Source organism: Mesorhizobium sp. M0140 (assembly GCF_040322475.1).
Lineage (GTDB): Bacteria > Pseudomonadota > Alphaproteobacteria > Rhizobiales > Rhizobiaceae > Mesorhizobium.
In genome coordinates this window covers 178,759-195,171 of record NZ_JAMYTM010000008.1, presented here as the reverse complement: position 1 = coordinate 195,171, position 16,413 = coordinate 178,759, and the positions used below count along the sequence as shown (strand labels likewise).

Here is a 16,413-nt window from a genome sequence, read left to right as displayed (position 1 = left end):
GGTAACATGTTAAAGATTCTCAAGAGCAGTGTAAGTGCAGTTATATTGAGCGGTGTCTTGATGAGCGGCGCGCTTGCCGGTGAGGTCAAGTCGATCGCCATCCTGACGCCCGAAGAAGGCACGGACTATGGCTGGAACCAGCAAGGCATCGACGCTGCCAAGGCGGCGGGCAAAGCCGCAGGTGTCGAAGTGGTCGTGGCCCAGGGTCTCGGCTATGGCGACGTTCGTCCGACCTTGCGGGAACTTGCCTCCGACGGCGCCAGCCTGCTGATCGCGCATGCCAGCGGCTACAACACCTCGGCGCCCGAAATCGCCAAGGAATTGAAAGTTCCGGTGGCGATCGTCGACACGCCAGCCGGCCTGGAGAAGGGCCTTGTCGCCGACTACACGCTGAGCGGCCACGAGGGTGCCTATCTCGCCGGCCGTCTCGCCGCCAAGGTGTCGCGTTCCAAGTCGGTCGGCATCGTCGTCTCGGGCGAACCGCCATCGTGGAATTCGCAGTCGGCGGCGTTCGCACAAGGCGTGAAGGCGGAAAACCCTGACGTCAAGATCACCTATGCGGTGATCGGCCCTGCCGCCTACAGCGACGCGGCCGGCGGCAAGCGCGTCACCGAAAGCGTGATCGCATCCGGTGCCGACATCATCTTCGGCCAGGGCAACGGTTCGAGCTTCGGCATGCTGCAGGCGGTCGAGACGACCAAGGCAGCCGATGGCGGCAAGGTCTATTTTATCGACGTCATCGGCGACAAGACACCGATCGACAAGGGCTTCCTGCTGTCGTCGGTGGTGTGGAACATCGAGCCGGTCTATGCGGCGATGATTGCCGACCTGAAGGCCGACACGTTCGGCACCAAACACTATACGATCGGCCTCAAGGACGACTCGGTTAAGCTGCTGAAGACCGCTGCGATCCCGGACAATGTCTGGACGGAAATCCAGGCGCTGCGCGAGGACGTCATTTCCGGCAAGATCAAGGTCGAGCCGGTCTATGACGCGGCCGCCGTAAGGGCACTGATGACCAGCGTCGCCCAGTAAGGCGATCACGGTCAACTGCCGGAGGGGTGATCCGTTCACCCCTCCGGACGATTCCCGTTTTTTTGGTGCTGGGCTTTCATGAGCGGTTTTTCTTCATCGTCCGTTGCCGGGCGCGACATCGTCGCGCTTGAAGGCGTGACCAAACGGTTCCCCGGCATCGTTGCCAATGACAGCGTCGACCTGTCGATCCGCCCGGGCGAAGTGCATGTGCTGCTGGGCGAGAACGGCGCTGGAAAATCGACACTGATCGGCATGTTGTCCGGCCTGCAGCAGCCGGACGAAGGACGCATACTGGTCGACGGCAAACCGACGCCGATCACGTCGCCGCGCCATGCGCTGGCACTCGGCATTGGCACCGTATTCCAACACATGATGCTGGTGCCGACGCTGACGGTGGCGGAGAACCTCCTGCTTGGCGGGCCGTGGTGGCAGCGCCCCAGGACCGAGGAACTGGCGGCGCGCGTCGCCGAGATCACCGGCACGCTCGGCATCACCGTCAAGCTTCAAGCCAAGGTATCGGAGTTGTCGCTCGGTGAGCAGCAGCAGGTCGAGATCCTGCGCGCGATGCTGCGCAACAGCCGGCTGCTCATCCTTGACGAGTCCACCTCCATGCTGACGCCGAAAGGTATCGACGAACTGGGCGCGCTGATGCGCCGCCTTGTCGAGCAGGGCCTGGCGATCGTCTTCATCACCCACAAGCTCAAGGAGGCGGCTGCCTTCGGCGACCGCATCTCGGTGCTGAAGCTTGGCCGCAAGGTCGGAGAGATCCCGCCCGAGCGGTTTCGCGCCCTGGGCGAACAGGAGATCGTCTCGGAGATCGTGGAATTGATGTTCGGTAAGCAGAAGGATGATCCGGAAGCCGTCGAGCGTCCTGTCCGCACTGCCCGCGCCGGAACGGCCCCGCTGCTTCAGGTCGCGGATCTCGCGGTCGCGCCGACCGACAATGCGCCGGGCCTGTCGTCGATCTCTTTCGACATCCGCCCGGGCGAGATCCTGGGCATAGCCGGCATCGACGGCAACGGCCAGAAGCAGCTGGCGGAAGCGCTGGCCGGCCAGCGTACAGCCGCCAGCGGCTCGGTGCGGCTGGACGGCGCCGCCATCGAGACGCTGAGCGTCGGCGAGCGCCGCCGGCGCGGCCTTCGCTACCTGACCGACGACCGGCTGGGCGAGGGCACTGTCGGCACCTTCCCGGTCTCGATCAACTTCTTCCTCAAGCAGGTCGGCGCGGCCCCGTTCTGGCGCAACGGCGTCGAGCAGCGCGCGGAGATCGACAAGCGCGCCACCCAGCTCGTGCGCGAATATGACGTGCGTACGCCGAGCCTGAAGACGCCCGTCGCGCGGCTGTCCGGCGGCAACATCCAGAAGGTGCTCCTGGCACGGGAACTGGCTGAAGGCGCCAAGGTGGTGATCTTCAACAAGCCGACCTATGGGCTCGATCTCGCCAACACATTGGCGTCGCGCCAGCGCATTCGCGACACGGCGGCGCGTGGCCTTGCCGTGCTGCTGATCTCCACCGACCTCGAGGAATTGCTTGGTATGTGCGACAGCATCGCCGTCATCGCAAACGGCGCTTTGGTCGGCACCGTCGAGAACGTAGACGACGCCCGCACGAAGGTCGGTCGCCTGATGATCGGACTTGCCGCATGAGCATCGACACCGCACCCACGGTCAGTGCTACCGCACTCGATGCCACGAGCGGGGCGACGACGCGCCGCGACATCCTGCATCGGCTGCTGATGACGCTCGGCCCGATCCTCATCGCTCTCGTCATAGCCGGCTGTATCCTGCTTGCGGTCGGCGTCGACCCGCTCGCCTACTACGGCTTCGTGCTGGAGAAAGGACTGTTCTCGCCGCTCGGCATCCAGCAGACGCTGACGCGCATGGCGCCGCTGCTGTTTCTTGCCGCCGGCCTGATCGTGGCCTTTCGCGCCGGCATATGGAATCTCGGCGGCGACGGCCAGTTCCTGCTTGGCGCGGTGACGGCGGCTGCCAGCGCTCCCGTGTTCGTTCAGATTATGCCAGCCTGGCTGGCGCTGGTCTGCTCGTTCCTCATCGCCATGATGGTGGCGATGATCTGGTCGCTGGTGCCGGCCCTGCTGCGTGCCTATCAGGGTGTCAACGAGATCATCACCACGCTGATGATGACGTTCCTCGGCACCTCGCTCGCCAATGTGCTGGTCAAGCTGGCGTTTCGCGACCCAAGCACGACCGTGCCGCAGACGCGCACGCTGCCGGTGGAAGACCGGTTGCCGCGCCTGTTCGAAACGACCATCACCAGTGGCCTGCTGCTTGGGCTGGCGGCGATCGTCATCGTGCATCTGGTGATGACGCGCACGGCGTTCGGGCTGAAGCTGAGGATCGTCGGCGCCAATCCACGCGCCGCGGTTCACTCGGGGCTCGGCGTCCCCGGCCTGACCGTCGCCGTCTTCGCCATTTCGGCGGGGCTGGCCGGGCTTGCCGGCGCCGTCGACATCATCGGTGTCCAGGGCAATGTCCGCGCCGACTGGAATCCCGCCTACGGGCTTGCCGTGATACCCGCCGTGTTTCTCGCCCGCATGAACGGCTTTGCAGCCATCGGCTTCGTGTTCCTGCTTTCGGTGCTTTCGATCGGCGGTGAGAGCGCGGCGCGCCGGCTCGGCGTGCCCAATCATTTCACGCTGGTGCTGGTTTCCATCGTGCTGATCGTGCTCGCGCTCGCCGAATATTTCGATCACCGATACAACCAGTCGCGGAGGGCCTAGGCATGACCGGGCTGTTCAGCGAAGTCTTTCTCAGTGCGCTCCTGTTCGGCGCCGTCACAGCGGCGATCCCGCTGCTGCTTGCCGGGCTCGGCGAGCAGATCTCCGAGAAGGCTGGCGTGCTCAATATCGGCATCGAAGGGATGATGCTGGCCGGCGCCTATCTCGGCTTTGTCGGCGCTTTCTATTCCGGGTCGCTGTGGCTGGGCTTTCTCACCGGTGCCGCAGGGGGTGCCGCGGTGGCGCTTGTCATGGCGCTGCTTTGCGTGCGCATCGGGCTGAACCAGATCGTCATCGGCATCGCGCTGACGCTCGGACTTGAGGGCCTGACGGCACTGCTCCACCATTTCCAGTTCTCACGCAGCTACCCCCGCCTGCCGGCGGCGGATGCAACCGTCATTCCGCTGCTTTCGGACATTCCGGTCATCGGTCCCGCATTCTTCAAGCATCATCTGATCGTCTATCTGGCGGTCGCGCTGGTTTTCGGCATGAGCTACCTCTATCGGCGCACGCAACTCGGCCTCAATTTGCAGGCGGCAGGCGACAAGCCGGCCGCGCTCGATGTCGCCGGCATCGATGTCGTGCGGACCCGCACCATCGCCGTGTTGACGACCGGAGCGCTGGCTGGGCTCGGCGGCGCCTATCTCGCCAATGTCGGGGCTGGGCTGTTCATTCCGTTCATCACCAATGGCGCGGGCTTTCTCGGCATCGTGCTGGCCATGCTGGCGCGCGGTCGCCCGATCTGGGTGCTGTTCGGTGCGTTGCTGTTCGGTGTCTGCCTGTCGCTGACGACGGCCATGCAGGTGGCCGGGATCAACATACCGACCGACATCATCCAGATGCTGCCGTTCCTGGCGGTGATGATCATGCTGGTTCTGTTCGGCCGGCGCGCCAGCCTGCCGGCGGCGCTCGGTATTCCATACGAGCGCGGCGCGCGCTGAGGACAATTCATGCGCGGATGGGACCGCGCCAATAAAGGAGGCAAGAATGTCGGATACCAAGGTTTATCTGCTCGACGGCGGCTCGCTCGTTCTCGACGGCTATCATGTGTTCTGGAATCGCGGCCCTGGCGGCGAAGTGCGCTTCCCGGTCTATTCGATCCTGATCGAGCATGCCGAGGGCCGGTTCCTCATCGACACCGGCTACGACTACGACCACGTGATGAAGGTGCTGCCGTTCGAAAAGCCGATCCAGGAAAAGCACCAGACCATCCCCGGCGCCCTGGCGCTGCTCGGCCTTGAGCCGAAGGACATCGACGTCGTCGTCAACTCGCATTTCCACTTCGATCATTGCGGCGGCAACAAGTATTTTCCGCATGCCAAGAAGATCTGTCATCGGACCGAGGTGCCGCAGGCCTGCAATCCCGAGCCCTTCGAACATCTCGGCTATTCCGATCTGAGCTTTTCGGCGGAGGCTGCCGAAGCGCGTGGCGCGACCGGACAACTGCTTGCGGGAACGACACGGGCGAACTCGACCTTTGAAGGCGTCGATGGCGACGTCGAGCTTGCCAGGGGTGTCCGGCTGATCTCGACGCCCGGTCATTCGATCGGCCATTACAGCCTGCTGGTAGAGTTCCCCAAGCGCAAGCCGATCATGTTCACCATCGACGCGGCCTATACGCAGAAGAGCCTTGAAACGCTGTGCCAGGCGGCCTTCCACATCGATCCGGTGGCGGGCGTCAATTCGATGCGCAAGGTGAAGAAACTCGCCGAGGACCATGGCGCCGAGTTGATGTACTCGCACGACATGGACAACTTCAAGACCTACAGGACCGGCACGCAATTCTACGGCTGACCCCCGCCAATCCGGAGACCAAGACGATGCGTTATCTCGAACATGCCGATCCGGTCATCACCCTGACCGCGGGGCCGGTGAACGCCTATGCCGAAGTGCTGCGCGGCCTCGGGCGCACGGTGCTCTACGACTACGACCCGGCGTTCCAGCTCTTCTACGAGGGTGTGGTCGACAAGGCGCAAAAGGCGATGCGGCTGTCGAACAAGCCGGTCATCCTGCATGGCGAGCCCGTGCTTGGCCTGGAGGCCGCCGCGGCCTCGCTGATCACGCCGGACGATGTCGTGCTCAACCTTGCCTCGGGAGTCTACGGCAAGGGCTTTGGCTATTGGGCGAAGCGCTATTCGCCACATCTGCTCGAGATCGAGGTGCCGTACAACGAGGCGATCGATCCGCAGGCGGTCGAGGCAATGCTGAAGGCACATCCGGAGATCACCGTCGTTTCCGTCTGCCACCACGACACGCCGTCCGGCACCATCAACCCGATCGACGCCATCGGCGCGCTGGTCTCGGCGCATGGCGGCTATCTCATCGTCGACGCCGTCTCGTCCTTTGGCGGCATGAAGACGCATCCCGAGGATTGCAAGGCCGATATCTATGTCACCGGCCCGAACAAATGCCTGGGCGCGCCTCCCGGCCTGACGATGATGGGCGTCAGCGAGCGGGCCTGGGCCAAGATGAAGGGCAACGAGGCGGCCCCCCGCGCGTCGATGCTGAGCATCGTTGACTGGGAGCATGCGTGGTTGAGGGACAAGCCGTTTCCGTTCACGCCGTCGGTCTCGGAGATCAACGGGCTCGATGTCGCGCTCGACCTCTATCTCAATGAGGGACCGGAGGCGGTGTGGGCGCGCCACGCGCTCACCGCCAAGGCCATGCGCGCGGGTGTCGCCGCGATGGGCCTATCGATCTGGGCCGCCAGCGACAGCATCGCGTCGCCGACCACGACCGCCGTCCGCACGCCCGAAGGTGTCGACGAGAAGGCGCTTCGCCAGGCCGCGCGTGCCCGCTACGGCGTGGTGTTTTCGTCTGGCCGCGGCGAGACTTTGGGAAAGCTGACGCGCATCGGCCATATGGGGCCGACAGCCCAGCCGATCTATGCGATCGCGGCGCTGACGGCACTGGGCGGCGCCATGAACGCGGCCGGCCAGAAACTGGCGATCGGCAGGGGCATCGACGCGGCGCTGGCCGTGATCGACGCCGACGCCTGAACAGACATCACCACGGATTGAGGGAGCATTTTCATGACTGAACGGCTTGCGGGAAAGACGGCGCTGGTTACAGGCGCCGCGCAGGGTATCGGCAAGGCGATCGCAGCGCGGCTTGCCGCCGACGGGGCCACCGTCATCGTCAGCGACATCAATGCCGAAGGCGCCAGGGCGGCGGCCGCGGCGATAGGCGGAAAGGCGAGGGCGATCGCCGCCGACATTTCCGATCCGGCATCCGTCAAGGCGCTCTTCGCCGAAATCCAGGCCCTGACCGGGGGCATCGATATCCTGGTCAACAATGCCAGCATCGTGCCGTTCATTGCCTGGGACGATGTCGATCTCGACCATTGGCGCAAGATCATCGACGTCAACCTGACCGGCACCTTCATTGTCAGCCGTGCCGGCACGGACCAGATGCGTGCGGCAGGCAAGGCCGGGCGAGTGATCAGCATCGCGTCCAACACCTTCTTTGCCGGCACGCCGAACATGGCGGCCTATGTCGCGGCCAAGGGCGGCGTCATCGGCTTCACCAGGGCGCTCGCTACAGAACTCGGAAAATACAACATCACCGCCAACGCGGTGACGCCTGGCCTGATCGAGAGCGACGGCGTCAAGGCGAGCCCGCACAACGAGGCGTTCGGCTTCGTCGAGATGCTTCAGGCGATGAAGGGCAAAGGGCAGCCGGAACATATCGCCGATGTGGTTTCGTTCCTGGCCTCCGACGATGCGCGCTGGATCACCGGCCAGACGCTCAATGTCGACGCCGGGATGGTGCGCCACTAGCCAGAGCGCATCCCAAAAACGCTACGACCCTTCTGGGCGACCTGCATTTTGGGTCGCAACAGCGGATGAGCGCGGCCAATCAAAGGGAAATCACAGTGGACTTCGGATTCGACACGTCGGTTTTCGACGGGCTGACGATTGCAATGCTGATCGCCGGCCTGGCCATGACCGGAATTGCCTCCGGCGTGCTCGCCGGTCTGCTGGGAGTCGGAGGCGGCATCGTCATCGTTCCGGTGCTGTTCTGGGTGCTTAGCCTGTTCCACTTTTCGCCTGCTGTGATCAGCCATCTGGCGGTCGCGACATCGCTTGCGGTCATTATCCCCACCGCGATCTCGTCGATGCGGTCACACAACAGGCGCGGCAATGTCGATCGGCCTCTGCTCAATCTTTGGGGACCGGCGATTTTCGTCAGTGCCCTCGTCGGCGGCATCATGTCGAAATTCATCCCGGGCGCCGGCTTACGGCTGGTCTTCGGCGTCGTCGGCCTGCTGGTGGCCGTCAACATGGCGTTGCCGAAGCACCTCGTGATCTCCGATCACCTGCCGCAAAGCGGTTGGATCAACCGCGCGATCGCTGCTGTGATCGGCTTTGTCTCTTCGCTCATGGGAATTGGCGGCGGCACACTGTCGGTGCCGACGCTTTCCAGCTTCTCCTTTCCGGTGCATCGTGCCGTCGGCACATCGTCGGCGCTTGGCCTGCTTATCGCGCTTCCGGCAGTGGCCGGCTTCATCTGGTCGGGTCTTGAAATCGCCGGCAGGCCTCCGCTCAGCCTGGGTTACGTCAGCCTGCCGGCGGTTGCCATCATAGCGCCCATGAGCTTTCTGTTTGCACCGTTGGGCGCCAAGCTCGCCCACGCGCTCAACCCGCGCTACCTGAAACTCGCCTTTGCGTTCTTCCTGGCGATCACGGCCGGGCGAATGTTGCTGTCTTGAATTTCGTTGGGCGGCGTACGGCTATTTTTCCCGCATGGCCCGGCGGAAGTTCTGCGTGATTGGCTCGGCGAGATAAGAGAGCACGGTGCGAGCCCCCGTCCGGATCATCGTCTCGCTCGACATGCCGGGCAGCAGCTTGCGGCCCTCCAGCTTGCCGAGTTCGCTTTTGTCGATCACAACCGTCGCGGCGAAATAAGGTGCGCCGCTGCGTTCCTCAACCATGCGGTCAGCCGACACGATCTCCACGACGCCCTCGAGCGGCGGCAGGTTGTAGCGAGCGAACGCCGGGAAGCTGACGCGCGCGAGCTGTCCGGGTGCGATCGTCTCGACATCCTCCGGCTTGACCATGGCCTCGACCACGAGTTGTTGTCCGAGCGGCACGATCGTCATCAATGTCTCACCGGGTTTCACGACGCCGCCTGCCGTATGGACCTTCAGGTCCATGACGATGCCGTCAACCGGTGCGGCGACGTTGGTGCGGTCAAGCACGTCCTTGGCGGAGCGCTCCTGCTGTCCGAGGTCGAACAACTCCGCCTCGACCTTGCTCAACTCATCGACGGCCTGGTTCAGCCGCACTGTGTTGAGGTTCAGGATCTGCATATCAATCTCGGCCATGGCGCTTCCGGCACGGGCGATTGCGGCAATGTTGGTAGCGCGCTCCCCTTCGATCTCCCGCTGTTGGCGTCTGAGCAACAGGTTCCGTTCGCGGGTGGTCAGCCCTTTCTTGAGCAGCCCCTCAAGGTCTTTGCTTTCATCCTCGATTGCCTCGATCTGTTTGTCTTCGGTGACGATAAGCTGCTCCAGTCCCGTTATCTCTTCCTCGACCTGGTGACGGCGCTGGCCGAGAATTTCCCGCTCGTCCTTCAGATTGTGGTGCTTCGCGGCAAACACGTCACGCTGTGCTGCCACCGCGTCCTTCACGGCCGTGGCGGGGTCTGCGAGCAACGCCGGATTGAACTCGATCCCGGTCTTGCCGTCACGCTCGGCCCTGAGACGCGCGGCCAGCGCCTCACGCGTTGCTATCCGGTTCTGGATCAGGTCGAGCTGCGCCTTTGCCTGCGTGTCGTCGAGCCGGACGAGGACCTTGCCGGTCTTGACGATATCCCCGTTGGCGGCGTTCAACTCTGCGATGATGCCGCCCTCGAGGTGCTGGATGAGCTTGCGGTCGCCGGCCACCTTGATAACGCCCGGCGCCACGGCGGCGCTGTCCAACGGCGCCAGTGCCGCCCAGCCCCCGGCCACGCCGAAGAACAGGAACATGATCGCGAACCCGGTGCAGGTCACGCCGGTGAGACGCAGCGGCACCGGTTCCAGCAGCGAGGGCGGGGGAAGGGGTAGCGGCACGACGTTCAATCCGGGGGGGCGGCTCATGCTTCCTTGACCTCTTTGATTTCCTTGACCACTTCAAGGGCTGGCAACTGGGCCGCCTTGGGCAGATGGGCCACCTTGCTGACACGGTTGGCGAGTTCGTTGAAGACATGGTCGCGCGGCCCGAAGAGATCCTGCTGACCTCTGTTGAGCACCAGTATCTTGTCTATCTTGTCCAAAAGGTTGGGGCGGTGCGCGATCAGGATAACGGTTGTGTTCGTGGCCTTGGCCACGCCGAGAGCAGCAATCAATGCCTCCTCGCCCTCTCTGTCGAGGTTGGAATTGGGTTCGTCGAGGATAAGCAGCGCGGGGTCGCCGTAGAGTGCCCGCGCCAGCCCGATGCGCTGGCGCTGCCCGCCTGACAGGACGGCGCCGGATTCGCCGATCTCGGTGGCGTAACCCTTCGGCAGTCCCTTGATCAGTTCGTGGACTCCTGCCAACTGCGCGGCCTCGACCACCTTGTTGAAGACCGCCGGGTTGAGCGTCGCGAAGCGGCAAATATTTTCGGACACGGTGCCGGCGAAGAGTTCGATGTCCTGCGGTAGGTAGCCGACATGACGGCCACGGTCTTCCGCCGCCCATTGGGCAACATCCGTTCCGTCCAGCAAGGCGCGCCCCGCGGACGGGCGCCAGGCACCGGCGAGTATGCGCGCCAGGCTCGTCTTGCCAGCCCCGCTCGGACCGATCAACGCCATCGCTTCACCCGGCTCGAGGCGGAAGTTGATGCCTTTCAGGATATGTTCGCCACCCTGTCGGGCAAGCACAATGTTCTCGGCCTCGAACCTGCCTTTCGGTCGTGGTAGCGGCAGAACCGGTGTGGATTCCCGGTGCTGTCCGGCGACAGCGGTGAGACGCCGATAGGCGGCACGCGCTCCGAGCGTCGCCTTCCATGTGCCGATGGCTTGCTCGACCGGTGACAATGCGCGGCCCATCAGGATCGAGGCGGAGATCATGATACCGGGCGAGGCCTCGTTGCGAAGTACCAGATAGGCGCCGAGGCCGAGTATCGCCATTTGCAGGGCCAGCCGGTGACAACGCGCGATAGCCGCGATGGCCCCACCCCGGTTGGCGGCAAGAACTTGTCCTTTGTTCGCCTCGTCCTGCTGTGCCTTCCAGCCCTCCAACAGGGGCTTCAGCATGCCCATGGCCTGGACGACCTCGGCGTTGCGGATTGCAGCCTCGGCCTGCACATATGCCCGCGACTGCGCACCCGCAGCCTCGGTCAAGGGCTTTCGCGTGACGTATTCGTTGAGCAGCGCCAAAGCGAACAGGACGATCCCGCCGCCGAGCGCCAGCCATCCAAGCCATGGGTGCATGACAAAAATGGCAGCGAAAAACAGCGGCGCCCAAGGAGCGTCGAGGATCGGGAAGACGCTCGGGCTGGTGCAAAAATTCCGCACCTGGTCCAGATCGCGCAATGCACGGGCGTTGGCCTGGCCGGGCGCCGAGGCGGCGTATTCCACCGATGCAGTCAGCAGAACCGGTCCCAGCCGCGCATTCATCCAGGAACCGACCTTGGCCAGAAGACGCCCGCGTATTACTTCCAACCCGGCGAGCGTCCCGAGCGCGGCCGCCGCCATCAGCGAAAGCATCACCAGCGTCTCCAGGCTATGGCTGCCGAGCACGCGGTGGTAGACTTGGAGCATGTAAAGCGCCCCGGTCAGCATCAGCACGTTGATGCCTCCGCTGAACCAGATCAGCGGCCGAATGGCGCGTTTGACCTCTTTCATGACTACCTGCAGGGCAGGGGGCTGTTGCTTGGTTTTCATCGCTATTTCTCTGGTGTGCGGAGTGACATCCGGCGCAAGGGATTGCAGTTAGTCCAGCCATAAGTTGCTATGGTGAGTGCCATCGAGATTCCCCCCTTTTTGAACGCATAAAGAAAAGGGGATCCCCCCAGATGCCCTACCCGAGTGCATCCCCCGAGTGCATCCGCTGGCGCGCTGACGCGCTGAACTGCGGCCTTTGATCCTCGATTGTGTCGCCGCCGACGAGGAGGCGTCCATTCCCGGTTCGATAGTATTGAGATCAATGTCCGCACCTGATCGAACGATATATACCTTTCGATAGATCAGGCCGGCACAGGCGCTGCGGCGGGTATCACGGCCGATGCCATCACGCGGCTTTCCGGCCCCTTTGCCAGCTTCATGTCGATGCCAGTTGAAAGTGCTGGTGTCAGAGGAGGCCCGTTCCTGGACGCGCAGCGCCTTTGCCATGCGCCATCCAGGCCAGCTCCGCCCGGCTGCCGAGGTGCAGCTTTCGTAAACGTGGTATAGGTGCAACGTCGTCGATCTGCTCAACCAGCTCAAGACCGAGTGTCGCGCCGACTATCTCACTCGCCTCGGCTTCGTCGTCCTCGATGAACTCGGATCGTCTCACGCATCACTGTGAGATCATCGAGACTGTCAATGAGTGCGGGCGCTTCAAGAACCGCGCCTGATCACCCAACACGGCCAAGCTCATCCGCGCTCGCCGGGCTGCGCAACCCGATAAGCTCCGGCGATCGCTAAGCGACGTGCCCTACATAGAGGGCGACGCCGATCGGGCCAAGGCTTTTGACACGTATGGTTTGCTCCGGCGCGGGTATTCACTACGGCGCTTCTCCGCCAAGTCAATATTCCCATTTATACTGTCGACGGCGACCCTATCGAAAACGATATATATCGTTCGATATAGGTCAGAATACTACCAGACGGAAAGTTGACTTGCCATCCTTAGGCTGCGCCAAATTGACCCCTGAGCATCTGGGGTTTGTTAGCATTTCAAGTGGCATCTCAAGTGATGGCGGACGGGCAATCGTAGCTTTCTACGCCTCCGGAACTTACGCCCGTCAAGGCGTGCTCTGTTCCGGTTCTCGAAATCCACCATTTTCGGCGCGCCCTGACCTAATTCCAACTGACCCTGGAACAGCTCGATCACAATTGGGAGGAAGATTATGACTACGATTACCGCCACCAATCTCGTTCTCGACGAGCAGATCGGCGTACAGACCGTCACCGATGATAATGATGTCCTCCTCGACCAGACGCTGAGCGACGCGCTCATCGCTCTCGGCGTGCTTGGAATCAGTCCTACCGACCCCGCGACAGGCTTCCCGCAGGTGGCCGTCAACACCGCCCTCCTTGACACAACCGGAGCGACCGATCTGGCGCTGTCGATCCCCGCTGACGGCACGTCGAGCGGCCTCTTTACCGTCGACGGTGTGGAAATCTTCCTCTACAACCAAGACGGCATCATTTATGGGCGCGAGGCCGACGGGAATGGTGACGCCGATCCCGCTGGCGCCTTGGCGTTCGCGGTTGCGCTTGACGAGACTGACCTGTCATCGGCGCAGATTTACCTCATTCAATACGAACCGCTGCAGCACAACGTTCCTGGTGATCCTCCTGTCATTGACGATGACGACATCCTGTCATTTGCCCAGGGCAAGATCACACTGGATGTAACGACCACCGAACTTGTAACGACGTTTCAGGTGCTGGACTTCGCGTCGATCCCGTCAGGTAGCCCACAGGAGACACTCACGGTTGCGACAGCCGATCTCACTGACAATCACAGCGCCAAGTTTGATGGCATCATCTTCCCGGCAGGTGCAGTCACTGATCCGACGACCATCAACAAGAACCCCGGAACCAATGATGATCTGAATCCCGACGCCGTCGGCTTCGGTGTGAAGGGAGGCCAAGCCTCTCAGATGAATCAAAATGAGGGCTTCTTCGTCCAAGACGCGGCCTGGACTTCTGCCACTCCGGATGCGAACGAGATCGGCGGCATCAGGTTCGACGTCCAGGGCATAGGCGGTGTGAAGAGCGTTAACATCGAGTGGTGGACTATCGATAATGGGGTGATAGTTGAGCATGGCACTGACACAGTAACTTTACCTTCCGGCAGCGCCGTCTTTGAGAATTATACCATCGAGTCGGCGGATAGCGTCGATCAAATCTACGTTCGATTTACCTACGACACGAAGCAGAGCACCTCCGGTGTGCGCGTTGAGAACCTTGAAGTCGCGTTCCCATCATCGAGCGAGGTGACGGTCGTCAACCACGAGGATCTCGGGACGCACCTCGTGTTCGAGGATGCCGGGCCGACGTTCGACGGCATCACTGGTGATGCAACGCCGTTCCAGGTCGGATTGGCCGCCAATCAACAGGACACAGGGACGTTCGACCTTACTCCCGGAGCCGACGGCTCACACGTCACCATCACCCAATATACCGATCTCGGTGGCGCTGACATCGAGGAGATTCTCACCAACGACGGAACCACGCTGACGTACCGCGACGTGGCCACCGATACGGATCTTTACCAACTGAACGTGACCGACTCGGGATACACCTTCGACGTGCTCTTCACACCCCAGGGTGAGCAGTCCGACCTCAACTTCAATGCGGTCAAGTCGGGCGGTCCCCAGGAGACCTTGACAGTACCCACGGTGGATAACACCGGCAGCATCGTCTTTGACGGCCTGATCTTCAACGCTACGCCCGCAGCGGACGCGACCGAGGCAGCCTTTGTGCCGTTCAACACCACTCCACTGGGAGGCCCGACTGTAGCGGCTGACGACCTTAACCCCGATGCAGTTGGTTTCGGCGTGAAAGGCGGTCAGGCTTCGCAGATCAATAACAACGAGGGCTTCACCTTCTCCACTGCGGACGGGTCTGACATCAACAATCTAACCTTCGCGGTCGCAGGAATTGGAAACATCAACGCCATCACCGTAGAATCGTGGCTTTACGACGATGGCGGCAATCTGATCGATCACACCATCGAAAACGTTACTGGCTTGCGCTCGGGCAATCAGACCGTGACCATCGATGACGATGGTGGGCAAGCCTTCGACACGGCCTACGTTCAGTTCCACGTCGGCGGTGCCAACTCGGGTGTTCGCATCCTCGACTTCTCGACGAGCATCGAGGGCCCAGTTGACGATCAGCCGTTCGAATTCACTCTGGCAAACACCGACCTCGACGGGGATGCTGCTACGCAAACACTGAGCATCCTCGCAAGCCAGGACTTCATCGTTTAATGACGTTCTCGCAGCCTTCATTAGCTTCAACGCAGGCGATCCGGCCCCCTTCGAGGGGCCGGATGTTCAAGACACCAAGGCTCTGGACTCAAACCAGGCGACATGCAAAGCGGCGGCTTGCGGTGTATGCTGTGGCGGCTTTCCGACAACCAGCCTGTTTGGCTGAAGGAACCGGAGGAGGGGAGAGCCAGCAACCGCCAAGCCAATCTGAAATGCCCCGGTTATCAGGCGGGTCGGACCGAGAGCAGGCTGTCGCAATCGTCGAGAACAGAGGGTGTCACGGCCGATGCCATCGCGCGGCTTTCCGGCCCGCTGCCGGCCTCACGTCGATGCCCGTAAAAAGTGCTGCTTTCAGAGGAGGCCCGTTCCTGGGGGGGCGAGGCCTTTGCCGTGCGTCATCCAGGCCAGTTCCGTCCGGCCGCCGAGGTGCAGCTTCTCGTAGACGTGATGCAGGTGCATCTTCACCGTGCCTTCGGATAAATGCAGCCGCTGCGCGATGGTCTTGTTACGCAACCCGCGCGAGACGAGATCGGCGATCTCGGTCTCCCGCCCGGTCAGCCGGGACATTGACTGCGGCTGCGACCCGGGCATCAGCAGTTGCTGGACAATCTTGTTGTCGATCCACTTCTTGCCCGCCGCCACCGCATTCACGCATTCGATGAGAAAGCGATGGCTGATGCCGTCCAGAAACAGGCCGTCGACGTCGAGCGTCTGTATCTCCTTGACATCGAGCCTGCCGGTTGGCTGCACGATGAAGATGATGCCGAGAGCGCTGTTGCCAGCCTTCAGCCGTGAGGAGAGACCTGATGTCTGCTGGTCCGCGAGATCCACGCCCACGATGACGATATCAGGCTGATGGCGCTCCACATGAGCGAGAACGTCCACAGGGCGGCGACACTGGGCGACAACATCGTGCCCAGCCTTCTGCAACACCCACTCCAGACCGGCGAGATACACCCCCCGCGGGTCGGCGACAACCAAAGTCGACATACCAACACCGTCCGAAAAAAACGCAACGAACTTGGTTAAACACCCGTTAAATCAGGAAACCAGAGCCCAGGCAGATTGTCAAGGAATAGCTAATATGCATGTTGCTATAATGACAATCCGCCGTCTGCCAGGCGGATCGGCGCCGTAAAAAGCCAACCTATGATATGCCTGTCACTTTCAAGGTTCTAACGTCCCTTGCCGCGCGGCCCAGTCGTACGGGTACAGGCAGTAAAAATAGCCGGTGCGTTCGGTTGCGATGTATTTCAGATGCGTGCCATTGGGCAGCCAGACGATGTCGCCAGGGCGGCATTCGTGGCGGCCGTCATCCAGTTCGATCGTCAGCGTGCCTTCATGGATGAACAGCACCTCGTCATAGGTCACGGTCCAGTCGATCGAGGCGTTCTCCAGATACTCGATGCCACCGCCCATGGTCCGGCTGATCTCGGCATTGATCACGCGCGCGATCGACGACGTTCCGGTCGGCGTGACTGATGGCTTCAGAGTCAACTCGCTGTGCTTGAAAATCTTGGCCTTGGACATCG

General features: G+C 62.3%; 13 protein-coding genes. 9 read left to right on the top strand and 4 right to left on the bottom strand.

Going from position 1 to position 16,413, the window contains the following annotated elements:
• The first annotated feature begins 60 nt into the window (after positions 1 to 60).
• The 8 genes from NKJ37_RS11150 (at position 61) to NKJ37_RS11115 (ending at position 8,484) form a co-directional block, all read left to right on the top strand.
• On the top strand, positions 61 to 1,035 hold the full coding sequence (locus tag NKJ37_RS11150) for a putative B6 ABC transporter substrate-binding protein (protein WP_352773829.1): 975 nt from the start codon (positions 61 to 63) through the stop codon (positions 1,033 to 1,035).
• Positions 1,036 to 1,113: 78 nt separating this feature from the next.
• The gene (locus NKJ37_RS11145; protein ID WP_352610527.1) at positions 1,114 to 2,682 is read left to right on the top strand and encodes a putative B6 ABC transporter ATP-binding protein; all 1,569 of its coding nucleotides are present in this window, start codon (positions 1,114 to 1,116) and stop codon (positions 2,680 to 2,682) included.
• Positions 2,679 to 3,776 carry a putative B6 ABC transporter permease subunit 2 gene (locus tag NKJ37_RS11140; protein WP_352773828.1) on the top strand — a complete coding sequence of 366 codons (1,098 nt, stop codon included), beginning with the start codon at positions 2,679 to 2,681 and terminating at the stop codon, positions 3,774 to 3,776. The genes NKJ37_RS11145 and NKJ37_RS11140 overlap by 4 nt, the downstream gene beginning before the upstream one ends.
• A 2-nt stretch (positions 3,777 to 3,778) precedes the next feature.
• Positions 3,779 to 4,714, top strand: coding sequence for a putative B6 ABC transporter permease subunit 1 (locus NKJ37_RS11135; protein ID WP_127267958.1), 936 nt, complete (start codon positions 3,779 to 3,781; stop codon positions 4,712 to 4,714).
• Between the two features lie 46 nt (positions 4,715 to 4,760).
• Positions 4,761 to 5,567 carry a 4-pyridoxolactonase gene (gene pldA / locus NKJ37_RS11130; protein ID WP_127290290.1) on the top strand — a complete coding sequence of 269 codons (807 nt, stop codon included), beginning with the start codon at positions 4,761 to 4,763 and terminating at the stop codon, positions 5,565 to 5,567.
• Positions 5,568 to 5,593: 26 nt separating this feature from the next.
• Complete coding sequence (gene ppaT / locus NKJ37_RS11125; protein WP_352773827.1) at positions 5,594 to 6,772, top strand: pyridoxamine--pyruvate transaminase; 1,179 nt, start codon at positions 5,594 to 5,596, stop codon at positions 6,770 to 6,772.
• Between the two features lie 33 nt (positions 6,773 to 6,805).
• Positions 6,806 to 7,552 carry a pyridoxal 4-dehydrogenase, SDR-type gene (gene pldH / locus NKJ37_RS11120; RefSeq protein ID WP_352773826.1) on the top strand — a complete coding sequence of 249 codons (747 nt, stop codon included), beginning with the start codon at positions 6,806 to 6,808 and terminating at the stop codon, positions 7,550 to 7,552.
• 95 nt (positions 7,553 to 7,647) lie between these two features.
• Positions 7,648 to 8,484: a sulfite exporter TauE/SafE family protein gene (locus tag NKJ37_RS11115; protein WP_352773825.1), complete on the top strand. Its 837-nt coding sequence runs from the start codon at positions 7,648 to 7,650 to the stop codon at positions 8,482 to 8,484.
• Between the two features lie 21 nt (positions 8,485 to 8,505).
• Here the strand turns inward: NKJ37_RS11115 and NKJ37_RS11110 are convergent, their stop codons facing one another.
• Positions 8,506 to 9,855, bottom strand: coding sequence for an HlyD family type I secretion periplasmic adaptor subunit (locus tag NKJ37_RS11110; protein ID WP_352773824.1), 1,350 nt, complete (start codon positions 9,853 to 9,855; stop codon positions 8,506 to 8,508).
• Entirely contained in the window at positions 9,852 to 11,621 is a 1,770-nt protein-coding gene (locus tag NKJ37_RS11105) for a type I secretion system permease/ATPase (protein WP_352773823.1), read from the bottom strand. The genes NKJ37_RS11110 and NKJ37_RS11105 overlap by 4 nt, the downstream gene beginning before the upstream one ends.
• Before the next feature lie 1,166 nt (positions 11,622 to 12,787).
• Between NKJ37_RS11105 and NKJ37_RS11095 the strand changes: the two genes are divergently transcribed.
• Positions 12,788 to 14,881: a DUF5801 repeats-in-toxin domain-containing protein gene (locus tag NKJ37_RS11095; protein WP_352759530.1), complete on the top strand. Its 2,094-nt coding sequence runs from the start codon at positions 12,788 to 12,790 to the stop codon at positions 14,879 to 14,881.
• Between the two features lie 351 nt (positions 14,882 to 15,232).
• Here the strand turns inward: NKJ37_RS11095 and NKJ37_RS11090 are convergent, their stop codons facing one another.
• Entirely contained in the window at positions 15,233 to 15,871 is a 639-nt protein-coding gene (locus NKJ37_RS11090; protein WP_352773822.1) for a response regulator transcription factor, read from the bottom strand.
• 177 nt (positions 15,872 to 16,048) lie between these two features.
• Positions 16,049 to 16,411, bottom strand: a complete 363-nt coding sequence (locus NKJ37_RS11085) for a EutQ-related cupin domain-containing protein (RefSeq protein ID WP_164893115.1) — start codon at positions 16,409 to 16,411, stop codon at positions 16,049 to 16,051.
• Positions 16,412 to 16,413 lie beyond the last annotated feature (2 nt).